Origin of the sequence: Wolbachia endosymbiont of Diaphorina citri (assembly GCF_013096535.2) — a bacterium.
Taxonomy (GTDB): Bacteria; Pseudomonadota; Alphaproteobacteria; order Rickettsiales; family Anaplasmataceae; genus Wolbachia.
In genome coordinates, this window is the sequence record NZ_CP051265.2 from 1,173,820 (window position 1) to 1,199,032 (window position 25,213).

At 34.6% G+C, this 25,213-nt stretch carries 21 protein-coding genes, 1 tRNA gene and 1 pseudogene; 17 read left to right on the top strand and 6 right to left on the bottom strand.

Annotated features, from left to right (window positions below; all coding sequences use genetic code 11):
- Positions 1-18 precede the first annotated feature (18 nt).
- Together HGO49_RS05550 and dcd are read left to right on the top strand one after the other, a co-directional pair.
- Positions 19-1,476: a TrkH family potassium uptake protein gene (locus tag HGO49_RS05550; protein ID WP_017532541.1), complete on the top strand. Its 1,458-nt coding sequence runs from the start codon at positions 19-21 to the stop codon at positions 1,474-1,476.
- 71 nt (positions 1,477-1,547) lie between these two features.
- Positions 1,548-2,105, top strand: coding sequence for a dCTP deaminase (gene dcd, locus HGO49_RS05555; RefSeq protein ID WP_017532542.1), 558 nt, complete (start codon positions 1,548-1,550; stop codon positions 2,103-2,105).
- A 155-nt stretch (positions 2,106-2,260) separates the two neighbouring features.
- On the opposite strand, the pseudogene HGO49_RS07360 reads toward dcd, so the two are convergent.
- Together HGO49_RS07360 and HGO49_RS05560 are read right to left on the bottom strand one after the other, a co-directional pair.
- Positions 2,261-2,601, bottom strand: a pseudogene (locus HGO49_RS07360) (transposase); the annotation flags it as partial.
- Between the two features lie 15 nt (positions 2,602-2,616).
- Positions 2,617-3,852: a metallophosphoesterase family protein gene (locus HGO49_RS05560; RefSeq protein WP_017532543.1), complete on the bottom strand. Its 1,236-nt coding sequence runs from the start codon at positions 3,850-3,852 to the stop codon at positions 2,617-2,619.
- 190 nt (positions 3,853-4,042) lie between these two features.
- Between HGO49_RS05560 and HGO49_RS05565 the strand changes: the two genes are divergently transcribed.
- The 8 genes from HGO49_RS05565 (at position 4,043) to HGO49_RS05600 (ending at position 12,173) form a co-directional block, all read left to right on the top strand.
- A tRNA-Leu gene (locus HGO49_RS05565) sits at positions 4,043-4,130 on the top strand.
- A 20-nt stretch (positions 4,131-4,150) separates the two neighbouring features.
- The gene (locus tag HGO49_RS05570; protein WP_026092704.1) at positions 4,151-5,236 is read left to right on the top strand and encodes a GTP cyclohydrolase II; all 1,086 of its coding nucleotides are present in this window, start codon (positions 4,151-4,153) and stop codon (positions 5,234-5,236) included.
- A 72-nt stretch (positions 5,237-5,308) separates the two neighbouring features.
- Positions 5,309-5,989, top strand: coding sequence for a VirB8 family type IV secretion system protein (locus HGO49_RS05575; RefSeq protein ID WP_017532544.1), 681 nt, complete (start codon positions 5,309-5,311; stop codon positions 5,987-5,989).
- On the top strand, positions 5,976-6,767 hold the full coding sequence (gene virB9, locus HGO49_RS05580) for a P-type conjugative transfer protein VirB9 (protein ID WP_017532545.1): 792 nt from the start codon (positions 5,976-5,978) through the stop codon (positions 6,765-6,767). The genes HGO49_RS05575 and virB9 overlap by 14 nt, the downstream gene beginning before the upstream one ends.
- A 16-nt stretch (positions 6,768-6,783) precedes the next feature.
- Positions 6,784-8,244 (top strand): TraB/TrbI/VirB10 family type IV secretion system protein, encoded by a 1,461-nt coding sequence (locus HGO49_RS05585; protein WP_017532546.1) that lies wholly within the window; start codon positions 6,784-6,786, stop codon positions 8,242-8,244.
- A gap of 1 nt (position 8,245) precedes the next feature.
- Positions 8,246-9,238: a P-type DNA transfer ATPase VirB11 gene (gene virB11 / locus HGO49_RS05590; protein WP_017532547.1), complete on the top strand. Its 993-nt coding sequence runs from the start codon at positions 8,246-8,248 to the stop codon at positions 9,236-9,238.
- 30 nt (positions 9,239-9,268) lie between these two features.
- Positions 9,269-11,260, top strand: coding sequence for a type IV secretory system conjugative DNA transfer family protein (locus tag HGO49_RS05595; protein WP_017532548.1), 1,992 nt, complete (start codon positions 9,269-9,271; stop codon positions 11,258-11,260).
- Between the two features lie 100 nt (positions 11,261-11,360).
- Positions 11,361-12,173, top strand: coding sequence for a P44/Msp2 family outer membrane protein (locus HGO49_RS05600; RefSeq protein WP_017532549.1), 813 nt, complete (start codon positions 11,361-11,363; stop codon positions 12,171-12,173).
- A 174-nt stretch (positions 12,174-12,347) separates the two neighbouring features.
- On the opposite strand, the gene topA is transcribed toward HGO49_RS05600, so the two are convergent.
- Complete coding sequence (gene topA, locus HGO49_RS05605; protein ID WP_017532550.1) at positions 12,348-14,798, bottom strand: type I DNA topoisomerase; 2,451 nt, start codon at positions 14,796-14,798, stop codon at positions 12,348-12,350.
- Positions 14,799-15,351: 553 nt separating this feature from the next.
- On the opposite strand from topA, the gene HGO49_RS05610 reads away from it, so the two are divergent.
- Together HGO49_RS05610 and radA are read left to right on the top strand one after the other, a co-directional pair.
- Positions 15,352-16,623, top strand: coding sequence for an MFS transporter (locus HGO49_RS05610; RefSeq protein ID WP_017532551.1), 1,272 nt, complete (start codon positions 15,352-15,354; stop codon positions 16,621-16,623).
- Positions 16,624-16,689: 66 nt separating this feature from the next.
- Complete coding sequence (gene radA / locus HGO49_RS05615) at positions 16,690-18,033, top strand: DNA repair protein RadA (RefSeq protein WP_006012557.1); 1,344 nt, start codon at positions 16,690-16,692, stop codon at positions 18,031-18,033.
- A 770-nt stretch (positions 18,034-18,803) separates the two neighbouring features.
- Here radA and ftsY read toward each other — a convergent pair.
- Complete coding sequence (gene ftsY / locus HGO49_RS05620; protein WP_017532552.1) at positions 18,804-19,715, bottom strand: signal recognition particle-docking protein FtsY; 912 nt, start codon at positions 19,713-19,715, stop codon at positions 18,804-18,806.
- Positions 19,716-19,892: 177 nt separating this feature from the next.
- Between ftsY and iscU the strand changes: the two genes are divergently transcribed.
- The 4 genes from iscU to hscA are packed head-to-tail and all read left to right on the top strand — an operon-like array spanning position 19,893 to position 22,869.
- Positions 19,893-20,276 carry a Fe-S cluster assembly scaffold IscU gene (gene iscU / locus HGO49_RS05625; protein WP_007302620.1) on the top strand — a complete coding sequence of 128 codons (384 nt, stop codon included), beginning with the start codon at positions 19,893-19,895 and terminating at the stop codon, positions 20,274-20,276.
- A gap of 5 nt (positions 20,277-20,281) precedes the next feature.
- Positions 20,282-20,668 carry a HesB/IscA family protein gene (locus tag HGO49_RS05630; protein ID WP_006012614.1) on the top strand — a complete coding sequence of 129 codons (387 nt, stop codon included), beginning with the start codon at positions 20,282-20,284 and terminating at the stop codon, positions 20,666-20,668.
- Positions 20,661-21,119 carry an iron-sulfur cluster co-chaperone HscB C-terminal domain-containing protein gene (locus HGO49_RS05635; protein WP_017532553.1) on the top strand — a complete coding sequence of 153 codons (459 nt, stop codon included), beginning with the start codon at positions 20,661-20,663 and terminating at the stop codon, positions 21,117-21,119. Before HGO49_RS05630 ends, HGO49_RS05635 begins: the two co-directional genes overlap by 8 nt.
- Complete coding sequence (gene hscA, locus HGO49_RS05640) at positions 21,097-22,869, top strand: Fe-S protein assembly chaperone HscA (RefSeq protein WP_017532554.1); 1,773 nt, start codon at positions 21,097-21,099, stop codon at positions 22,867-22,869. Before HGO49_RS05635 ends, hscA begins: the two co-directional genes overlap by 23 nt.
- 3 nt (positions 22,870-22,872) lie before the next feature.
- Here the strand turns inward: hscA and lepB are convergent, their stop codons facing one another.
- Positions 22,873-23,595, bottom strand: a complete 723-nt coding sequence (gene lepB / locus HGO49_RS05645; protein WP_409350571.1) for a signal peptidase I — start codon at positions 23,593-23,595, stop codon at positions 22,873-22,875.
- A gap of 259 nt (positions 23,596-23,854) precedes the next feature.
- On the opposite strand from lepB, the gene HGO49_RS05650 reads away from it, so the two are divergent.
- Positions 23,855-24,208, top strand: coding sequence for a TrbC/VirB2 family protein (locus HGO49_RS05650; protein WP_017532556.1), 354 nt, complete (start codon positions 23,855-23,857; stop codon positions 24,206-24,208).
- Between the two features lie 5 nt (positions 24,209-24,213).
- Here HGO49_RS05650 and HGO49_RS05655 read toward each other — a convergent pair whose 3' ends face one another.
- Positions 24,214-25,212, bottom strand: coding sequence for a pyruvate dehydrogenase complex E1 component subunit beta (locus tag HGO49_RS05655; RefSeq protein ID WP_017532557.1), 999 nt, complete (start codon positions 25,210-25,212; stop codon positions 24,214-24,216).
- Between the last annotated feature and the right edge of the window lies 1 nt (position 25,213).

Consider the following 25,213-nt stretch of genomic DNA (forward strand, 5'->3'; position numbering starts at 1 on the left):
GCTTTCACAGTACTGTCTATGGAAAGTCTGCAAGTTTTACGTTCAATTGCGTTTATTGTGGGAATTTTTCTATTGTTGTTTGGCGTAGCAATGCTTATTCCTGCTATTACTAATAATTATCTAGGTTACGAATGGAAAAATTTTCTGGTTGGATTTATAGTTACCTGCACATTTAGTGCGATTTTTATTTTACTGGGTAAACTAAATAGGGTACATGGAATGCCGGCAATTTTTGCGATTACCAGTTGTACCTGGATTGCATTATCTCTATTTGCAGCTATTCCATTTTATCTTGATAGTTTAAGCTACATTGATGCACTGTTTGAAGCAGTATCTGGGATTACAACCACAGGAGCAACTGTTCTAAGTTACATCGAGCAACAATCTCCGGGGATACTACTGTGGAGAGCAATGCTGCACGGTATAGGTGGTTTTGGAGTAATTACAGTAGGAATTGCAATTTTTCCCATATTTAAGGTTTTGAGCTTAAATAATTTACTCTATTCTGAGTACTCAGATGCTCTTAAAAGAAAGTTACCACATACGCGAAGCGTAGTAATACATATTGCAGAAATATATTACTGCCTAATTTTATTGTGCATATTTTCCTACTATCTAGCTGGCATGCCATTATTTGACGCAGTATGTCACGGAATGTCCGCTGTATCAACTGGTGGATTTGCTAACTATAACGATTCTATAGGCTACTACAATAACCCTATATTGGAGGTCATAACAATTATCTTTATGATTTTAGGCTCTTTACCTTTTCTGAGCTATTTAAAAATTATAAGACGATTAGATGTTTGTTATGATGAACAGGTCTCTTACTTTATTAAGATAGTTGTTATCTCATCTTTGCTTGCTTGTTTTTGGTTATATAAAAATTTTGACTTAGGAGTATTTTTATCATTTAGGTACAGCACATTCACCATTACCTCCTCTATCACATCAACTGGCTATGTAATGTGCAACTACTTGAATTGGAGCTTTATTTCAGTCTTAGCTTTCTTTTTAGCCTTTATTGGTGGATGTGGTGGTTCTGCTAGTGGTGGAATCAAAATCTTCCGTTTAGTCATTTTTCTAAAGTCTATAAGGAATTACTTTAGCTCTTTATTAAATCCAAGTGAAAGCGATAGAGTAAAACTCAATGGTAAAATACTGGAAAATGATGAAGTTCAATCCGTCTTTACGTTTTTTGCGATTTACATGTTAACGTTCACTATATCATCAATAATGATGTCTTACTTGAGCAATGCGGACTTTATAACTAGCATCAGCTCTGTTTCTGCAATGCTTACAAATTCTGGCCCAGGATTTAGTAACCTAATAGGTCCTTCAGGTAATTATTCCTCCTTTAGTGGTGGAGTAAAGCTATTTCTATCGTTTTTGATGCTGCTTGGCAGGCTTGAAATATTGCCAATTTATTTTTGTATAGGTAGTTTATACTGGAAACTTTGCCATTCCAGAGTGTAACGCTAATTCAGGTTTACATTTAAATTCTATTACATATTATTATAAATATTACAAAACTTTAAGGGACAATTATGGCAGTTATGCCAGATAAATGGATAAGGGAAAAGGCTGAAAACTCTAGAATGATAGAGCCTTTTGTGAATCATAAAAGCAGTAAGGGTGTTGTATCTTTCGGGTTATCATCTTATGGGTATGATGCAAGAGTTAGTAATAAGTTTAAGATTTTTACTAATGTTAATTCAGCTATTGTGGACCCCAAGAATTTTTCTGAGAATAGTTTCATAGATAAGGAAACAGATGTATGTATAATCCCGCCAAATAGTTTTGTACTTGCCAGCACAGTGGAATATTTTCGTATACCAAGGAATATACTGGTAATTTGTGTTGGTAAATCAACTTATGCAAGATGTGGTATTATAGTAAACGTCACACCTTTGGAGCCTGGATGGGAAGGTCACGTCACACTTGAATTCTCGAACACCACTCCACTTCCTGCAAAAATTTACGCTAATGAAGGCGCATGCCAATTTGTGTTTTTAAGCGGCGAAAGTGAATGCGAGAAATCATATGATGATATGAAAGGAAAATATATGAACCAACATGGTATCACTTTGCCGTTAGTTAAGTGATTACTTTAGATGCATTTCTTTATTAATTGATATCCTTTCAAGCCGCTAATACTGATTGCATTTGCCTAGTTACAAAAATAATGTCTGTGCTAAAACATGCTCATATATAGCTCTTTTTCTAATAGTTCGAATAGCTGGATATTCTTTCTGGCTCAATTTTTTATAACAAACCAATGGTTTGATTAAAATCAGGAGAATGTGTAGGCAGATATATAACTTCAGCACCGACACTTTTAACAAATTCACTTGTTTTCTATGAAAAGTTGCATTATCCAAAATCACCCAGCAAAAAGTTTGAACTAGCTATTAAAAACGTCTGTATCGCAGTAGCCTTCAAAAATCATAGGCGCCATAATTTTTCCCTTATTCAAAGCTGCAATCATACTAATACGCTGACTTTTGTGTTATCAATTCCAGATTAGTCGATATATACAAGAATTTCAGTGTTTTTTGTTGCTATGAGTTTTTTAAGCTCAGCACGTTTTTTCTGCGTCCTTAAATAGTCCTAATTTTAATTTGTTTTAAGTTTAAAGTCTTTCGTTAGGTTTGCAGAATACATTTCCTTATTATCTTGGTTATAGAAAGTAAATTTGTGATCGTCTAAACCTAATATTGCAAAGCCAAAGCCGAAAAAGTTTCTAACTTCGTGTGCTAAGTAATTTCTACTATTTGGATAGTTAAATTCTACGTTTTGATAAACAGGTTCTTGATCTTGAGCGTGTAATAATGCACCGCCGTTTCCAACTATAATCTGATCTGGAACATTATCCATTAATAAAATCTGGGCTATATGAATGTGGCCAGAAACTATGGTAGTAACATTGCTTGGAAATTTATCTCCAAAAGCTTCAATTTGTGTAAGATTACCATGGCTTTTTAATGTCAAAAATTCTTTTTTTGGAGATCTCCAAAGTGGTTTATGAGTCAAAAACCACGTGGGCTTATCTTGTATCAATTTATCAAACTGCCTCTCAAAAGCATCAACTGTGCTTTGGGTTGTAAAAATTTCCTCACCGGATGAAGAGTCGAAGATAAAAAACTTCATCGGCCCAGCATCTAAGAACCAACTGGAAATAAGATCTTCACATTTTTGAGGGGAAAAGGGGTATGAATCTAAATATCTGAACCATCCTTCATAAGCTCTATTACAACTCTCATGATTTCCACGAACAAAAAGAAAAGGAGATTGTATTAAAATATCTTTTGCAGGCTCAAACCAATCAGCGTACCAAGCTTCTTTGCTATATCCATAAATATCGCCGCACTTTTTTGTGTTTCTACATTTTGTTTGTCTATAATGATAATCACCAACATGGATAATTAAATCTGGTTTATGAAAAGCGATTGAATCTAAATTTTTTTTCAAAGGCCAGCTATCTACAGAATTACATTCTTGCTGAAATAACATATTTATTCTACATCCTGTATCGCCAATGAAGGCAATTTTGCTGATCTTTTCCGCTAATACGGGAACTTTTATATTGTCAATACTAATGTTTTGAGCATTTGTTTCTACTATCAGTTCACAAACTGTTTCGGTATTGTTAATTGAGCTGCGACTTAGCATTTCTACTTCCTTATTATCGACGTAAGCAATGGGACACATGTTATTGTCTATAATCGCACGTATGCTTAATTTATTTTCTGGAATGATTTGAGACCATGTGTACAATATTTGTGCATGAGTGGAGTGAAAGCTAATTGTAAGAGATAGAATTAAAAAAATGAAGATATTAGCTACTTTCATTTGTATAAAGACCTAAATTAAGAATTAGTATTAAGATTATCTTAAATGATTAAAGTTTGTAACCATAAAATTCATAGTTAAATTATACAGGCATTTCCTAAATTATCCTAGTATCAGATTGACACTTTAGATGAAAAACCCTAAAATGATTAAGTAATTTAAAGTAATTATATAGAAACTAGAATAAAGTGCGGTCGTGGTGGAATTGGTAGACACGCAGCGTTGAGGTCGCTGTGGCTCACAAAGCCTTGGAAGTTCAAGTCTTCTCGACCGCACCAAGTTGTTTGGTGTAGGTGAAATGTTTATAGGAAATCAAAGTAGAAATAAAGTAGAAAGGGCCATCAGTGAAGTCAGGCGTGGTCTTCCAATTTTAATATATGATGATGAAAATAACTATCTATTGCTTGCTGCTGCTGAAACTTTAGAAAAAAATTTATTTAGTCAATATAAGCTTATATCAGGTAATGTGTATGTTACTTTGACTGCAAGTAAGGTAAAATACATATGTCAGAGTAAAGAACATAGTAGCAAACGTCTGTTGATAAGCAATTTTGATGAACTGCTCCATTTAATAAACTGTTCAAAGGAAGGTAGCATAAAAGAGTTGCAATGCTCAAAGACAATAGATGCGTATGCTGTTGCCTTGCTTAAGTTCTCAGAATTATTGCCATACGCGTTAGTGGCTGATATGACTTTTGAGAATAAACATGAAATGCGAAATTGGTGTGAAGAAAATGACATTATTGTACTAAATACGTTACTTGTGAATGATTTTCAACAAAATCATAGTGTGTATGAAGTGTGCAAAACATCATTATTTTTAAAACAGACTCAAGAAGTAGATATCATATCTTATAGAACCAAAAGTGGCGGAAGAGAACATTATGCAATTATCATTGGCAATCCAGATAAAGATAATGAGCCATTAGTGAGAATTCATTCTGCATGCTATACAGGAGACTTATTAGACAGCTTATCATGTGATTGCAGAAGCCAGTTACATCAAGCGATTCAAATAATGACCGACTTTGGGAATGGCATTATATTATACTTGATGCAAGATGGGAGAGGCATTGGTTTAACTAATAAGTTAAGAGCATACAGTATGCAAAGAAAACATAATCTTGATACTGTTGATGCAAATAGAGTATTGGGTTTTGAAGATGATGAAAGGAGCTTTGCTGTTGCAGCTAAAATACTTAAGAAATTGAACATTAACAAAATACAATTACTTACAAACAATGGTAGAAAGTTATCAGAGTTGAAAAATAACGGTATAGAAGTTACAAAGTGTATACCACTTATTATGGAACGCAATGAATATAATGATTCATATATGGAAACAAAATTTAGCAAGTTAGGCCATGGATTAAGGGTTTGTTAGCTTTTTTGTTATAACTACTTTGTTAGCTTGCTATGTTAATTAATATAAGTTAAGATTTTTAAGAATATTGAGATGCTGAAATTTTTAAAACAAGAAAAAAGTAATGAGTCATTGGATAAGGATATAAATTGGAATTCAAGTCGCTATAGCACAGTTGTTGCTCAGAGAAATACTTTACTTTTATTTACATTAATATTACTAGTTGCAATTTCTATAAGCATATTAGCTATATTTAAAATTAGCACAAGTAGCACTATTGAGCCATTCGTTATAGAAATTGACAAAAAGTCAGGAATAGTGCAATTGGTTGATCCTGTTACAATAAAACAATATTCTGCAAATGAAACGCTGAACGATTATTTTATTTCAGAGTATATAAAAGCAAGGGAGGTTTTTGACCCATATAATTATAATTATAATTATTATACAAAAGTAAGGTTGTTTTCTTCACCTAGTGTATATAGTGAATTTAGCAATTATATAAAATCGCAGAATATGAATGACCTTTTTAATTTATATTCAGATGCTAAAGGTGAGTTGAAAATTCGTTCAATTCAAAAATTAGGTAATGATGCTCTTCAAGTGAGATTTTCTATAGAATTTACACGAAAAGATGGAAATTCCTCAAGGAAAAATAAGATAGTTGTGATGTCGTATAAATATGCATCGCTTGAAATGAATGATCAGCAAAGATATATTAACCCGTTAGGGTTTCAAGTTATTTCATATAGAGTAGATGATGAATATGTGTAGGATATTGTTAGTTTTAGCTTTACTAATAAGTGGCAGCTTAAATGCATCTATTAATAATAAACCTATTTCTGTAGATAGTAGAATAAAGACTTTTGTATATAGCCCTAATGAGGTGTTTACAGTAATTTTTAGTCAAGGTTACTATTCTTATATTGAGTTTGCAGAAGGGGAAAAAGTCAAAAACATTGCTGTTGGTGATGCATCAAGTTGGAAAATTAATCCTTATGATAATAAACTGCTTGTCATGCCATTTGAAGTCAGTAGTCGAACTAACATGATTATTACGACAACTAAAAAGAGAAATTACATTTTTGATCTAATTTCAAGACCAAATTACGATAAATACCCAGATGATGATGCTAAAAAAGTGGATCATGATTATTCCGTCGAAAAGGATATATCTTACGTAATACGTTTTTATTATCCTCAAGAAGAAGATGAATTTGATGTTGATTTAGATGAGGTTTCTTTACCTACTCAAATGCAATACATTACAGAAAAGCCAGAAAAAATAATACAAGAAAATAATACGAGGTACAACTATACATATATTGATGAAGGTGGTAACGTAGATATAGTTCCAATTGAGTTATTCGATGATGGTTATTTAACCTATTTAAAGTTTAGAAATAGTAATAAAATTCCTCAGGTTTTTATAGAAGGCGAATCCTGTAAAAGGCTGTTATTGGATGGTTATGTTATAATAAAAGGAGTACATAAAAAGCTATTAATGCGTTATGAAGATAGTGAAGTTGAAGTTATAAATAGGTCACTTTAGTTGTGGTACATATAATATGAGTAAAGAAAGGCATAATAGTGTAGAAGATGAATCAGAGATAGAAAGCAAGGTAGTAACAGTTGGCTCTAATCAAGGTTATAAGGCATTGATTATAGTTATGGTAGTGCTCTTAGTTGGTGGAGTGTACTATCTTTATTTTAGTCCTTCTAATAAAGAGGGTCCAGAGATTGTTAAAAAAGAGGAAACAAAGCAAAACATTCAAGAATTGAAAGGAAAGTTAGAACAAGTTCCAGATAATGTAGTAGTTTCCGAGAGGATAGCAACTGATCTCTTGCCACCCTTACCTCCTCTTCCTATTCCACAAGTCATACCAGAAGTAAAACAAATCAAAAAAGAGGAAGTGATAAAAAAAGAAGAGCAACTAAAAGAAATTCCCTTGTCAAATATACCTGTTTTGCCAAAGCAAAATTTTCCTTCTAGTAATGTTATGGGCAATTTACCTACCTCTTTTCCTACAATAGGGGGTGGCGGTTATCCTAAAGAAAGGCGTAGTGCACAAATGTTAGCAATTTCAGGTAGTAGTGGGGAAGGTAAAGCTACAGATGCTGTTTTATCTGACACTTCAGCACAATCGAGCAAAGCTACCAAAGCTGGAAAGCTTGGTTTAATGATTATTCAAGGTAAAGTTATTGACGCTATTCTTGAAACTGCAATAAGTTCTGACTTACAAGGAATGCTCCGTGCTGTTGTTAGTAGAGACGTTTATGCAGAAACTGGTGATACAATTTTAATACCAAAAGGTTCAAGGTTAATAGGTGGTTATTCATTCGACTCGAATGTTGCAAAAGCCCGCGTGAACATAAATTGGAATAGGATCATTCTTCCTCATGGTATAGATGTTGCTATTGCATCATCTGGTACCGATGAGCTTGGAAGGGCAGGGATAGCTGGAATAGTTGATAATAAAATAGTAAGTGCATTATTCTCTTCAGTGGCACTTGCTGGTGTTTCGATTGGTTCAGCTGTTATAGGGCAAAAGGCTTCTAATATTGTCGATACGCTAACTGCCATGGATGCAGTGAAGTCTATTACTGCAACTGAAATAGATTTTTCTTCACTTAAAGATGTTATCAGTGATGTACCAGAAGGTACATCTAGTGACAAATGGAAATTGGGTTTTGGAGCTATTGGAAGAATTCAGAATGCTAAAAATGAGCAAGAGTTGCTAAGAATAATGAGAAAGGAAATAGCAAAAGCACTAGGAATTGGAGAAGATAAAGTAAATATAAGCCTAGAAGACATAAATCAGCTACTACGACAATTTCAAAAGAAAAGCAAGTCTGTTTATGATGAAGCAATCGGAAAATCAATCAATGATTTTTCTAAAGATATGCGAGATATAGTAGGCAGATACACAGATAAAAAACCAACTATTTATGTTAATCAAGGCACTGCGTTGAAAGTATTTGTTAACCAAGATATAGTATTTCCTCCACAGGCAATATTAAATAACTGAGATGAACTATGCTGCACTTGATACATATTTGGAGCCATTACAAGGGATATTTCAAGAGGAAGGTGTAAATGAAATATCAATAAATAAGCCTAAAGAAGTATGGATTGAAAATCGCGGTGAAATAAGATGCGAAAAGTTAGAAATATTTGATCTTAAACATTTAAAATCTCTTAGCAGGTTGATTGCTCAAGCTACAGAACAAAAACTGAGCGAAGAGGCACCGCTGCTTTCAGCTACATTACCAAATGGTTATCGTATACAGATAGTGTTTCCTCCAGCATGTGAGCCTGATAAAGTAGTCATGTCGATTCGTAAGCCTTCTAGCATGCAGTTAGCACTCGATGATTATGAAAAAATGGGGGCTTTTTCTGAAACTGTTGTAGGAGTAACCGATAATCCAGTAGATCGTCACCTAGATTTGCTACTGAAGCAAAAAAAAATAAAAGAGTTTTTAGAATATGCTGTAATAAATAAGAAAAATATCATAATCAGTGGTGGAACTTCCACTGGTAAAACCACTTTTACTAATGCTACTTTGCGTGCTATTCCATTTGAAGAAAGAATTATTACTGTTGAAGATGCAAGAGAGATAGTTTTGAATGATCATCCCAATAAAGTCCATTTAATTGCTTCTAAAGGAGGGCAAGGCAGAGCAAGAGTGACCACTCAGGATTTGATAGAGGCGTGTTTACGTTTAAGACCAGATAGAATAATAGTTGGTGAGCTGCGTGGAGCAGAAGCTTTTAGTTTTCTCAGGGCAATAAATACTGGCCACCCAGGGTCAATATCAACTCTTCATGCGGATAGTCCGGTAATGGCTCTTGAGCAAATAAAATTGATGGTGATGCAAGCAAATCTTGGTATTCCCCCAGACCAGATTATACCATACATTAGAAATGTGATTGACATTGTTATTCAACTCAAAAGGACCAGTGGTGGAAAAAGAAGCATTTCTGAAATATTATTTACTAGATCTTCAAATGAAAATACTTAAATTTATACGTAAGTTAAGAAAAAGTAGTTTATGAGTAATGGAAATCACCTACGGAATATTCTCATAGGAGGTGTAGTATCTTTTAGCATACTTGAATTTTGCTTTTATTTGTCTGGTATATTATTCTACTTGTTTGTTGACGGTCCAGATGGCGTGGATTTTAGAGCGATTAATCCTAGTTTGACGCCTTTTCCTCAAGCTCTCTGGCCAACAATTTTTGATCATATACAATATTGTTGGCATCATCCAGAGCTATATAGCTTTGAGCTCAAAATTAAATTAGTTGTATCTTCTTTACTGCCTATAATTGTTTTGATGATTATTTTGTGGAATGTGAGAGAAAGACTAATTGAGTGGCGGCCATTTAAAAAGAAAGAATCACTTCATGGAGATTCACAGTGGGCATCAGAGAAAGACATACGAAAAGCGGGATTAAGGAGTAAGAGTGGGTTGTTGCTTGGTAAAGATAAAAGGGGCTACTTCATTGTTGATGGGTTTCAGCATGTATTGCTCTTTGCGCCTACAGGTTCTGGTAAGGGTGTTGGTTTTGTAATTCCTAATTTGTTATTTTGGAATGATTCAGTAATTGTGCATGATATAAAATTAGAAAACTATGAAATAACAAGTGGTTGGCGAGAGCGACAAGGGCAAAAAGTATATGTATGGAACCCAGCGCAGCCAGATGGGATAAGCCATTGTTATAATCCACTGGAATGGATTAGTGAAAAACCTGGACAGATGGTTGACGATGTGCAAAAAATAGCTAATCTAATCATGCCTGAACAAGATTTTTGGCAAAATGAAGCAAGAAGCTTATTTGTTGGAGTGGTACTATACTTACTTGCTGCACCGGAGAAAGTTAAATCTTTTGGTGAGGTTGTACGTACAATGCGTAGCGATGACGTGGTTTACAATCTTGCTGTAGTTTTGGATACAATGGGTAAAATAATACATCCAGTAGCGTATATGAACATTGCAGCTTTTTTGCAGAAGGCTGACAAAGAAAGATCAGGTGTTGTGTCAACCATGAACTCATCTCTTGAATTGTGGGCAAACCCATTGATCGATACTGCAACTGCATCAAGTGATTTTAATATTTTGGATTTTAAAAAGAAGAAAACTACAGTTTATGTTGGTTTAACTCCTGATAACTTAACTAGGCTCAGGCCTTTAATGCAGGTTTTTTACCAACAGGCAACTGAGTTTTTATGTAGAAAATTGCCATCAGATGACGAGCCTTATGGTGTACTATTTTTAATGGATGAGTTTCCAACACTTGGAAAAATGGAGCAATTTCAAACGGGCATCGCGTACTTTCGTGGCTATCGAGTAAGGTTGTTTTTAATTGTTCAAGATACTGAACAGCTTAAAGGGATATATGAAGAAGCAGGAATGAACTCCTTTTTATCAAACTCAACCTATAGAATAACTTTTGCAGCCAATAATATTGAAACGGCTAATTTGATATCTCAGCTTATAGGAAACAAAACTGTACAACAAGAATCATTAAACAAACCTAAATTTTTAGACTTGAATCCTGCATCAAGATCATTGCATATCTCTGAAATACAGAGGGCATTGCTCTTACCTCAAGAAATTATTATGCTGCCACGTGATGATCAGATAATTTTGATAGAATCGACTTATCCAATTAAGTCAAAGAAAATTTTGTACTATAGTGATAGCACATTCACAAGAAGGCTGCTTAAGCCAACACGTGTGCCTACACAAGAGCCATATGACCCAAACAAGGTCTTTTCTTCTGCTAGCAAAGATAAGATTAGTAATGAAGAAGAGAGTAATGCTATTGAAGCTGCTGATTATCCTGTTGAGGCTAAAACTGAAGATGCAATATACGATGAGCCAGAGATTGAAGATGGGTTTGAAGACGAGGATATTGATGATAAGTTTGAAGGTGGTGATGGGTTTGATGATGAAGACAGTAAGGATGAATTTGAAGATGATGATGAATTTGAAGATGAGGACGAACTAGACGGCAATAAAATCGAGGATAGAGGTTAATTTTACCTATTTTTTAGCTTAGAAAATCATTAGGTTTTTCATATTAAATCATTTTTAATTAATTAGTACTAGATTAGCTATTTTAACTAGAGGAATAGTCATGATGAGTAAAAAAACATTAGCAGTTACAGCACTTGCTTTATTGTTGTCACAACAATCTTTTGCAAGTGAAACAGAAGGATTTTACTTTGGTGGTGGATATTACGGTCAATATTTGAACTTGGGTAAGTTGAAAGCAAAAATTGGAGATAAGGATGCTACAGATGATAATAAGGTATTTATAAATGACAGAAACACTGAAAAAACAGAACCTCAGCAAATAAGTAAGTATAAAGCAGATTATAGTCCACCTTTTGCTGCAAATATAGCATTTGGTTACACAGGAGAATTGGGTAATAATAGTTATAGAGCCGAATTAGAAGGGATGTATTCTTCTATAAAAGTGAATAATATTGGTTTAGCAAACACTCAGATGAATATTAAGTATGAAAAAGAAAACAATGAATATGGTATTACGATTAATCATGACAAAATTGATAACATATCTGTAATGGCAAATGTTTATCATCATTGGAAAAATGATAGTTTCTCTTTTTCTCCTTACGTTGGTATTGGAGTTGGTGCAACAAGAATGACAATGTTTGAAAAATCGTCAATAAGACCTGCAGGTCAATTAAAGGCTGGCTTTGATTATCATATAAATGAAGATGTAAATATGCATATTGGATATAGAGGTTTTGGTGTTATTGGTAGCAGTGAATACAAACCGGAAACTTTAAAGTTGGATGCTAAAACAAACAAAATGGCTCAACAAACAGGTGATAATAAAATGACTACTACCATACAGAACAGCTTTTTTCACACACATGGTATAGAAGCTGGACTCACTTTTCATTTTGCAAGCAAAGCTTAACTCTGATAGAGACTATTTTCCTGGTAGCACGTCTGCATTACACTACTGCAGCTGCTGACTTAGTAGCGGCCGCAGTAACTTCTTTCCTGTCATTCAGTCTCTTTTTTTCTCAGTTCCAGTGTTTAGGGCTGGAACAATAATAAAGAACATATAAAGAATGGTTATGCAAGAAGTCTATTTTTTATTCTTAATCAACTCTAAAGCCTTCTTCAAATCTATACTCTCAATATCTGCATTCTTGCCCAAAGCAACGTTTGTTTTACCGCATTTTATATAGAATCCGTACCTACCGTTGCAGATAAAAACTTCTTTTCCCTTTTCATTAAAACCAAGAGATTTTAGCTCTTTGCGTGGGCTGCTCTCAATAATTTGTATAGCTTCGTTTAATTGTGTGTCTAATACCTCCTTAGAGCTTTTTTTAAGAGAAAAGTATCGACCATCATAGAGAATATAGTACCCAAATCGTCCAAGACCTATTTTTACTTCTTTTCCAGTTTCAGGGTGCTCTCCGATTATTTTCGGCAGGGAAAGTAATCGAGTGGCGGTATTTAGATCAATATCATTAACATTTATATCTTTTGGTACAGAAATCTTTTTTTTCTTTTCTGACTCACTATTAAACTCCAGATAAAGTCCAAAAGGACCTTTTTTGATCATTACCTCTTGGCCTGTCACATCATCTATACCCAAACTTTTTGGATATTCTGAATTGTCATTACTGCCCGTAATTTCTTTTGTATGATTGCATGCAGGATAGTTAGAACATCCAAGAAACACACCGGCTTTTCCAAAATTTAATTTCAATATACCACCAGAGCAATTAGGACATTTCTTACCTATTTCTTCCTTTCCTTCCTCTGAGCAAAACCAATTGACTACCAAATCATGAATACCACTAAAAATCTCATCATGTGTCATTTGCTTAACAGAATTTACATGATTAAAAAATGGCACCCAAAAATAGCCTAGTTCTTTTTTCCAATCTGCATGTCCATTTGAGATTGAATCAAGCCTTTCTTCCATTTGTGCTGTAAAGTCATACTCTACACAACGCTGAAAAAAAGTTTCCAAAAATATAGTCACGATTTTACCGCGGCTGCTTGGAATAAATCTTTTGTTATCCAATGAAACATATTCACGATCTTGTAATACCGAAATAATTGTTGCATAAGTTGATGGGCGACCTATACCGACTTCTTCCATTTTTTTTACTATACTCGCTTCACTATAACGAGGTGGCGGTTGAGTAAAGTGCTGTTTCGGATCAACAGAAATCAACTTGCACGCTTCCTCTTCTTTCATGGCAGGTAACAGGCCTTCATTTTCGGCTTCTATGTTATCTTGGTAGACTCTATAAAAACCATCAAAGAATATACTCGATCCACTTGCTCGCAGAATCACTTTCTGGTCAATAGAACTAATTTCAACTACCACTTGATCAAGAATCGCCGATTCCATTTGACTTGCAATGGTTCTTTTCCAGATTAAATCGTACAATTTAAATTGCTCTGGCGTTAAGTAATCCTTAATACTACCCGGCGTTCTATTAATATCAGTTGGCCGGATTGCTTCATGTGCTTCTTGAGCATTTTTGACCTTTTTTACATATTTACGAGGAGACTGCGGTAAATATTTATCACCATATAACGACTTAATTGACACTCTAATTGAGTTTATAGCCTCATCTGCAATATGAAACCCATCTGTACGCATGTAAGTTATCAACCCTACGATTTCACCACCAATATTGATACCTTCATATAAATTTTGCGCTACTCGCATAACATTTTTCACATTAAAATACAGTTTATTCACTGCATCTTGCTGAAGACTTGAGGTGATAAATGGAGGAAGCGGGTTTCTCTTAACTTGCTTGCGTTCTACTGTGCTTACAGCATACTGCCTTGACTCGATCTCCCTGACTAAGTTCTTTGCCTCTTCTTCATTTTTAATATCAAATTTTTCTAGCTTCTTATTGTCATAGTGACTCAGCATAGCAAAAAAAGCCTCATCTTTGCTATTTTGCATTTCTGCCTTTATGCTCCAATACTCCTGTGTTATAAACTTACTGATTTCATCCTCTCGTTCGCATATAAGCTTTAATGCAACAGACTGCACTCGCCCTGCAGATTTGCTTCCCGACAATTTTGTCCACAGCAGCGGTGACAAGCTAAATCCAACTAGATAATCCAAAGCTCTGCGTGCTTGCTGTGCACGCACTAAGTCCATATTAATTTCACGTGGATTTTTTATAGCTTCTTGCACTGCTTTTTTTGTTATTTCGTTAAAGACTACTCTATGAATGTTGCTTTCATCATTGATTGCTTTTCTTTCCTTTAGTGCCTCTATCACATTCCAAGCTATTGCTTCCCCTTCTCTGTCTGGATCTGTTGCAAGGTATATATCTGATGTTTTACTAGCTTCCTTGACTAACTCTTTTACATACTTTTCTGCTTTTTCAATAATCTCATACTTCATGGCAAAGTCATTATCAGGATCAACAGAACCATTCTTCGCTGGCAGATCTCTGACGTGGCCAAAGGATGCAGCCACTTTAAATTCTTTACTCAAATATTTACCTATCGTCTTTGCCTTTGCCGGCGACTCAACTATCAATAATGCCATACTTATTAGTACTTAAAGGTAATATGTTGAAATATATAGAATAAAAAGTAAAAAAATATTTTAATGGTCTTCTCAGTTTTTTAAGTGAATTGTTTTAATGTTAGCAAAAAACCTAATGAAAGAGCCTACTTTACAAATTTTCCCAACTCCCTTACCATAAGGATAACGCTATACTATTTATCTTCGTCTGTGGAGATTAAACGACAAAAGCATAACGCAGTTGTCGTCTTATTTTTAATTTTTTGCACTATGTGCATCTTATTTCTTTACAAAACTTCCAGTTTTTTAACCATATAAGCTGAAACGGGCTGTTTAAGACAGGCCAATTTTCAGGATTAGAGCTAGCTAATAGGGGGTTTCTTTTGTCTTTTTTCTACTTGGTAAATTTCTTGATATTTGTAGCTAAAGTAATTTAAGAGAGGTGTCATCCCAGACTGGCTGGTTATGCAAGTTCCAATTTTAATAATATTTACATGTAAGCCATACGCTTGAGTTGCAAAGTTCTAAAAAGCAGCCAAAATAAAAATAAGTAGACATTTACAAATTAAACTAAGTGTACAATCAACAAACAAGAGTATTGATTGCAACAATACTCTGTAGAATCGCAATATGGTATGACCATATGCTCTTTATTGATCTGGTTAATATAATTAGTAGAGAATTTTGTTATGCAAAAGATATCTACTACAGCATATTGCAATTGTTTGGAATTGCAGGACTGGGTGCAATGGTAAGACCACTTGGTGCATCTGTATTTGGTCACATTGGTGATAGGTATGGAAGGAGAATGGCGTTAACGATTGCTATCTTGCTAATATCGATTCCTTCTAGTCTCGTTGCGTTTATTCCAAGTTATAGCAAAATAGGAATAACCTCTACTATGTTGCTTCTTACAATCCATCTGATACAAGGGGTTGCACTTGGCGCTGAGCAAGGAGGTAGCTCTGTTTATCTCATAGAGCATTTACCTAATAAGAAAAAACTAGGAATGTTTTTTGGAATAATAAGTTTTGGTCGCTCCATTGGCATATTGCTCTCTGTGGTTGCAGTGATCATCTGTAAAAAAACCACTGATTTTAACGCTTGGGGTTGGAGGCTACCGTTTATTTTTTCAGCCATTTTAGGATTAATAAGCGCATATAGTATATATACACTAGGAGAAACTCCAGCGTATGAAAAAAATCGAGAACAAAGAAATTTACCTAATGTACCAATAATAGAGCTTACGAAACGCTATAAAAGAGCCCTGATACTTGCCATTTTAATATCTGTACCTGTTAATGTTGCTGTTGGATTTACCATATTTCTTAGAACAATTGCAAAAGAAATAGTGTCTGTTGAAACTTATGTCACAACGTATGTCAACGAAGTTGTACTCATTATAACCAGTATATTAATGCCGATATCTTCAATAGTGCTTGGAATTTTAGCTGATAAAACAGGAAGAGAACGCACTGCAATCTTATTTATAGTGATAACAATGGTAATATGTTGTCCTATGTTATCTATTGCATATTACTATAAAAGCTACCTAATAATTATGTTGAGTGTGATGGCTCTTTCTATAATCGAGAGGGGTATTAATCCTATAGGGATAGTTACTGCTGAGCTTTTTCCTACTAATGTTAGATTTAGTGGTGTGAGTTTATCACGTAACATTTCTTATGCCCTGCATGGTGGATTTACTCCTATGATATGCACTTGGTTTACTATAATGTTTCCTAAAATAGACTTTGCTGCTGGGCTTTATGTAATTTTTTGCTTATTAGTCAGCTTAGTAGCAATATTGCAAATAAAACCACAAGATAAAAAGTGTGATTGGTAATTTTCTCTATTTAAATTTATTTCACTTATTTAGCTAATTTTTATTACAATTATAATTTTGGCTTTTATGAAAACTGCATACGTATGTCAATTTTGCGGTCATAGCACTGGAAGGTGGGTAGGAAGGTGTATTGCATGTGACAGTTGGGATACGGTTGTCGAAGAAATAGTACTAAAAACAGAAACGAGAAGTACATCTGCACCAATTTCAATAAAAGCGTTATCAGATAGTGAAATTATTACCCCCGATCGTTTTTTAACAGGAATAGAAGAGTTAGATAGAGTTTTTGGTGGAGGTATCGTTCAAGGTGCTAGCATTTTAATTGGTGGTGAACCTGGAATTGGAAAATCTACTCTTTTGCTTAGGATTGCAGCTAATGTTGTACAACTTTCCTCTTTTGAATGTCTTTATGTATCTGGCGAGGAATCTTTAGAGCAAGTGAGCCTCAGAGCAAAGCGTCTTAAGATAAATGAACCTAAAATTAAGCTTTTATCTACAGTATCTTTAACTGATGTAGTAGCAACAATAAGGAAAAATAAAAGTATTAAGTTCTTGATAATTGATTCTATACAAACTATGTATGATAGCAAAGTCACATCAGCACCAGGAACTGTAACTCAAGTCCGTACCTGCGCTCATGAATTGACTGTTCTTGCAAAGCAATATGGTGTTTCTCTCTTAATAGTTGGCCATATAACAAAAGATGGACAAATAGCGGGACCTAAAACTCTGGAGCATATGGTAGATACGGTACTATATTTTGAGGGTGAAAATAGTAATCAATATCGCATTTTACGCACTATTAAAAATAGATTTGGCCCTGCAAATGAAATTGGTGTTTTTGAGATGTCTGAAGCAGGACTCATGCCTGTTGATAATCCATCATCATTATTCTTGACCGTACATGATAGAGAAGTAGTTGGCAGCGCCGTATTTGCAGGAGTTGAAGGCTCAAGACCAATCTTAATGGAAGTGCAAGCATTAATAGCAAGGACTAATATGGCAACTCCAAGAAGAGCAGTAGTTGGTTGGGATATTAATAGATTAGCTATGATAATCGCGGTTCTAAGTGCTCGTTGTAAAATGTTTTTGCATGATAAAGAAGTATACCTAAACATTGCAGGAGGACTCAAAATACAGGAACCATCAGCTGATCTTGCTGTTGCTGCTTCTCTTATTTCAAGTTTAGTAAATTTACCGCTACCAACTTCTTCAATAATCTGCGGTGAGGTTGCACTTTCAGGAGAAATTAGAAATGTTTCGCATGCTGATCTCAGACTAAGGGAAGCACAAAAGTTAGGATTTAAAAAAGCGATTATGCCTAAAAATGGCAATTATTCTTCTCATGATATTGAGATAATTAAGCTTGGTCATATAAAAGAGTTAAAAGAGATCTTCAATCACAGTTAAATATTATCTGCATGAACATTTTGCTTGTGGGAAGGATGTTATCCCAGCTTCCATAATGTCATCTGAGTAGGTGACACTGGCTTCTTTTTTTACTGTTTTTACTGTAATTAAAAATTCATTGGATCTTGATTATATATTTCCTCTGCTATAAGCAATAATTTTTCGCTCTCATCAAAGAGACTTTTTGCTCTAGCTGCTAATTTCTCACTAATTTGTGGTAGACATTGTCATAATATACTCCTTAAATTTTTAAAATATATTTATGTTAGTATACAAGTATCAATATTACATTAATATAATAACTTTTTAAGCATGAGTGACAAGCTGAAGTGGTTTTTAATTACTCAAAAAACAGAAACGTTTCTATTTCCTACACTTTCTAAAACCATAGGTACCAGTTGGTTTTTAGCTAAAGTAAAGGTCAAGTATCTGGAATTCTGGACATAAAATCCTCCTGTATAAAAAAGAGTTAGAAAAAAATGCAGTGCACATACGACAGATATACACTGAAGAATACATTTTTTAATAAGTTTGATTAAAAAGTCTGCAGACTAAAGATAGATTTTGAGCTCTTAAAATATCTCTATTTGTAATTATAATGAGATTGAAAATATGCGGAAGTAATTTTTATACGTTAACGGCTCACCCAACCCACTTGCAATCTGGATCCCAGACTGGGATGACAAGAAAAGGCTACTCAAATAGGAAGTACTGGAATGACACCATCTAAAAATTGAAGCTTGGTCATATGAAAAAGTTAAAGGAAATCTTCAATCACATTTAAATAGCGCTTCAGCAAACTCTTTGCCAGTAAATTCCCTCAGGTCTTCTATACTTTCACCAATTCCTATAGCATGTAATTTCACCTTATAAATTTCTGCAAGCCCAATCACTACTCCACCTTTGGCAGTACCATCTAGCTTTGTTACAATTAATCCGGTAATACCAACCATTTTACTAAAGGTCTCTAATTGGCTATAAGCATTTTGGCCAGTAGTTGCATCAAGAACTAAAATAACATCATGAGGAGCAGTATCATCCAATTTCTTTATCGTTCTATGTATTTTTGATAGCTCTTGCATGAGATTTACATTGTTTTGTAGCCTTCCTGCTGTATCAATTAAAACAACATCAACGCTATCTTTTATCGCTTGATTTACAGCTCTATATGCCACACTTGCAGAATCGCTACCGTGCTCTCCAGTAATAATGGAGCAACCAGCTCGTTCTGCCCAGATATTTAGCTGTTCACTAGCAGCAGCTCTGAATGTGTCGCACGCAACAAGCATAACGGATTTTCCTTTTTCCTTATATTTATAGGCAAGTTTACCTATAGTTGTGGTTTTACCATTACCGTTTACTCCGCATACCATTATTATGTGGGGTTTTTTATTCAAAATGAGCGGCTGCACGACAGGGTTTAATATTGTTTCTATTTCGCTCATTAACTGCTGTGTAATAACGCTATGCTCAACTTCTGATTCAAATTTGATACTTGCGAGCTTATCAATAAGCAATCTAGAAGTTTTATGACCTATATCCATGCTAATCAGCAGCTCTTCCAGATCATCTAAAAGCGACTGATCTAATTTTTTTTTGCCAGAAAAAATATTTTTTACTCCATCACTAAAACGGGAGGAGGTTTTTAATAGTCCTTGATAAAGATTACTTAATAAACTCAAGAAATACTCCTTCTAAAATTACCATATAAAGAATGACATGCACTATATGTATTTGTAAAGTAAATACACTAGTAACCTATATATTTTGTGAGTAAAATGTACCGCTTGCTAGTGTATTTTACTTTAGTTTTTAACCTAAATATGTTATAATGTAAGTAATGGTTTACGGGTAGTTCTATGAGTTATAATGAGAAAATTTTAGATCATTACGAAAATCCAAGGAATGTTGGTTCTCTGGATAAAAATGATCCAAATGTTGGTACTGGTTTAGTTGGTGCACCATCATGCGGAGATGTAATGAAACTGCAAATAAAGGTCAACGATAAAGGTGTTATTGAAGACGCAAAATTTAAAACTTTTGGTTGTGGTTCTGCTATAGCTTCAAGTTCTTTGCTTACAGAAATGATCAAAGGAAAAACTATTGAGAATGTAACAAAGATAAAGAATACTCAAATAGTGGAAGAATTGTCTTTGCCGCCAGTAAAAATACACTGTTCAGTACTTGCTGAGGATGCTATAAAAGCTGCTATTCATGATTATCAAAATAAACAAAAACATTGAGGAATATGAGTGAATTTCAAGGAGTAAATTCTGTTAAAAAACCTATCACTCTAACTGCAAATGCAGTAGAGAGGGTAAGGTTTTTATTGGACAAAAAGAAGCATGCTAACCTTGAAGAAGCAATAGGAATAAGAGTTCTAATTAAGCAAAAAGGATGCTCTGGTTTAAAATATGATATTGAATATGCATATGATGTTCGTCCTTTGGAGTCGGTAATTGAAGAAAGCTGCAGTGATGATCAAAAAGTCAAGGTGCTGATCGATCCAAAATCTATTATGTTTATCCTTGGCTCTGAAATGGATTATGTAGAGGAAAAATTCTCATCAGGTTTTATTTTCAAAAATCCTAATGAGAAAGGAAAATGTGGTTGTGGAGAGAGTTTTCATGTCTAGCAACCATTTTACATTATTTGGAATTGAAACGGCTTTTCATATCAACTTTGATGAGCTGGAAAAAAAATATATTGAGCTAAGCAGAGCTGATATAAATGAAAGAGAGTCCAAAAATATGGAAAATATCAACAAAGCTTATCAGATACTGAAGTCGCCGTTAAAACGTGCCGAGCATTTGCTGAGTCTTCTTGATGTACAAAGCCAAGAGAATCATTCAAATTCTGAAATATTAAATGAATCAATGGAAATAAGAGAGTACTTACTAGATTGCGATGATCTGCAATTTGCAAATAGAATGATTAATGAGAAAATAAAAGATTGTACCAAAAATCTAATTAATGCTTTTGCTACAAAAAATTTCGATGAAGCTACTACACAAGTTTTAAGGTTGAAATATTTATATAAGTCATTTGAGGAGATAAAGGAAAATGCGGCCAGTTCAAATTTCTGAACCCAATTCAAATGAGGTGGTTTTTGGTATAGATCTCGGTACTACCAATTCTTTGATTGCTGTGGTAAATAAGTCTGGTGGTATGGAGATATTTAAAGATGAGCAAGGACGTGAATTACTGCCTTCCGTCATTTCATATGAAAATGATGTACTAAAAGTAGGGTACGATGTTGGCAAAAATGCTATCTCTTCTATAAAACGCTTAATGGGTAAAAGTGTTAAAGACTTGCATAAAGAAGGTACCAATTTTGAAATAGACAATGAAGGTGAAAAAGTCATTCGGATAAAATGCTCAGAGGAAAAGTATCTCACTCCTGTTGAGATTTCTGCTGAGGTATTAAAAGCTCTATGCAAGAGGGTAAAAAAATCCACAGGAATGAAAGTGAACAAAGCAGTGATTACTGTACCAGCTTATTTTGATGATTCAGCACGTAACGCAACCAAATATGCAGCAAAATTAGCTGGTATAGAGGTTTTGCGACTTGTTAATGAGCCAACTGCTGCAGCGCTTTCTTACTCCATTGAAAAGAATAATAACAGTGGAATATACGCAATTTATGACCTCGGTGGCGGAACATTTGATATTTCAATATTGAAATTACATCAAGGAGTGTTTCAAGTCCTTGCAGTTGGTGGCGATACTAAACTTGGCGGTGATGATTTTGATCATCTGCTTAGCCTTATTGTGCTTGATAAGTATAGAAAAAAGGTAGGTTTAAGCGAAAGTGTCATCCCAGCGTCAGCTACTTGTATGGCAGGGCCATCACTTATTGAATCACGTATTGTAAAAGAATATCTGAGCGAAAACACCGTAGGTACTTTTGAATTCAACATTAACGGCAAGCCATTTAAATGTGAAATTACCAAAGAAGAATTCGAGCAAGCAATCGGTCCTTTGGTTAATAAGACTATCAATATAGTCACTCGTACTATGAGCAACATAGATCTTAAAATCGATGATATAAAAGGGTTAATTTTAGTTGGTGGTGCAACTAGAGTGCCATTAGTGCAAAATTCACTAATCAAACTCTTTGGCAATAAAGTGCTGAATGATGTGGATCCGGACAAAGCAGTTGCCAATGGGGCAGCTTTGCAGGCTCATTATTTAACTTCAAACTCAAAAGATAGGAATATTCTCCTTGATGTGCTGCCTTTATCACTTGGCATAGAAACTATGGGGGGAATAGTTGAAAAAATTATACCAAGAAATACACCACTACCAGTTTCAGAAATAAAAGAGTTTACAACTTACGCTAACGGGCAAACAGCAATGAAAATTCACGTTTGTCAAGGAGAACGTGAAATGATAAAAGATAATAAATCTCTAGCACGATTTGAACTCAAAGGTATACCACAATTGCCTGCAGGTTCTGCAAAAGTTGAAATAGGATTTACAGTTAGCATTGATGGAATATTGACTGTCACTGCAAGAGAAAAAACTACTGGAGTCGAACAGACAGTTGAAATAAATTCAAGCTCTGGCTTAAATGAAGAAGATATTCAAGATATGGTCAATCAGTCAGTAAGTAACTTTGATGAAGACATGAAGGCTCGTTCCCTTGCAGAGGCTAAAATTAACGGTAACAAGCTCATACATCTAGTTGAAAATGTTTCCACTGAGCAAAAGTTAAAAATTTTACTACAGAACGTAAAAGACGCTTTACAGAAAAATGACTTAGACAACATTAATAATGCTATCGCTGAGTTAGAAAATTCTGCTTTAGAATTATGCGAATCATCAGACAGATAGAATTTACACAACTTTGTGCAGTATCCTGTCAAATCTTAGGGCAACAGGTAATCTAAAGTTAAATGGTAACCAATCAACTTTGCCTAATTTAAATGATAAACCAACCATGTTCACGCGTCCAATTATATTTTCCGCTGGTATGAACCCAATTTCAGGAAATCTACTATCAAAAGAATTATTTCTATTGTCTCCCATCACAAAAAATTGATCATCAGGTACATAATAAACAGGAGTGTTATGTGATAGCTTATTGGATGCATTGTCTATTAAAATCTCATGTTCCTTACCGCTCGGAAGTGTTTCTATGTATCTTGTTATATCACGCTTTGACTCATAATCAAAAAAACTTTCAATTTGCCGCCACTCTACTTTTTGATTATTTAGGTACAATTCTCCCTCTATCATTTGCACTTTATCGCCAGGTATTCCTATTACCCGCTTAACAAATCTAATGCTATCATTTCTTGTAGGTTTGAAAACTATTACATCACCACGCTCTGGAGGGGTATAAAAAATTCTGCCGCTAAAGATGTTTGGAGAAAACGGGAAAGAGTGTTTACTGTAACCATATGAATATTTACTAGTAAAAATGTAGTCCCCCTCAAGTAGAGTGCTTTTCATTGAACCAGAAGGAATGTGGAATGGCTCAAATAAGAGACTGCGTATTGATAGAGCAATCAGCAGCAAAAAAAACAGTGAAGATAAAAACTTCCTCGTTCTTGCCATCCTACTTTCTCTCAACTTTTTCAATTTTATTTCTTTATAAACAGCTTCACTATAACACATAAAAGTAGTGATATCAAATTTTACTCATAGGTATTATTGCTCTTTTTCAAAAGTCGAAATAAGCTCTCAAGTAATTGACAGTGATTGACAACCAATAGACATCATTTGCTATGCAATATTGTATAAATCACAATGCTAGTTTTACTGAAAATTATACTATTTTAGATATAATTATAATATTTAAACTTAAGGTATAGGGATGAACCCTACAATTAGAAAGGTTTTTTGTATTCTAGTTATAGTATTATTTACTTCTTTTTCTCATGTTGGAAGTGCTGCTGACTCTAATGACGATACAACTGCTCAAGTAATATGTAATATTATTGGCTACGTTTGGGGAATAGGTGGACCGCTTATGACCGTAGTGATAATAGGAGCAGCTTTACTTGCAATATTTGGTAGAATGCCGTGGCCTGCTCTTTTCGCCCTCGGTGTATTTTGCGCTGTGTTTTTTGGCGCTAAAACTATTGTCATAAAAGTAATGGGTGGTATAAACTCTACAAATGCCTCTTTTATGGAAGAATGTGGAACGGGAGATAAAAAAAAGAGTTAATAGGGCTATTTCTTTCTAAAGCAGACTTGGTGCACAGCTTCAACTATATCTTCCACTTGTGGTAATGCTTGCTTTTCTAGGTTTGCAGCATAAGGTAAGGGGACATCCTTGCCGGTTACCCGTACAACCGGAGCGTCGAGGTAGTCAAATCCTTGTTCCATAACCATGGCTGAGAGTTCTGCTCCTATTCCTGCAAATGGCCAACCCTCTTCTATGCTTACTAATCTATTGGTCTTCTTAATAGAGTTAATAACTGTTTCAGTGTCAAGTGGTCTTAAGGTTCTGAGGTCAATAACTTCAGCTTCTATTCCTTCACTAGAGAGTAAATCTGCTGCATTTAATGCATCCATTAATTTCAATGAGAAAGCAGTAATAGTTACATCCTTTCCTTCCCGTATAATAGCGGCTTTGCCTATCTCAAGTAGATAATCTTTATTTGATAGCTCAGAATCAGGAATCTCATGCTCATGTCCGTAAGCAATCTCATTTTCTAGAAATATTACTGGATTTGGATCACGAATTGCAGCTTTAAGCAGACCTCTGCAATCAGAGGCAAAGTAAGGTGCTATTACTTTCAAACCTGGAACATGCGAATACCAAGATGCAAAGCACTGAGAATGTTGTGCGGCAACTCTTGCCGCAGCTCCATTTGGTCCACGAAACACTATAGGGCATCCAAGTTGTCCACCTGACATATAATTTGTTTTTGTTGCGGAATTCACAATTTGGTCAATAGCTTGCATAGAAAAATTAAAAGTCATAAACTCAACAATAGGTTTGAGCCCAGCAAACGCTGCTCCAACAGCAAGACCAGCAAATCCATGTTCGGTAATAGGTGTATCAATTACCCTATTTTCTCCGAACTCTTTCAGTAATCCTTTTGTTACTTTATAAGCACCATCATACTCTGCAACTTCTTCACCCATGATAAATACATCATGGTCATTTTGCATTTCTTCTCTGATTGCCGTGCATAACGCTTCTCTTACACTTAAGCTTGCCATT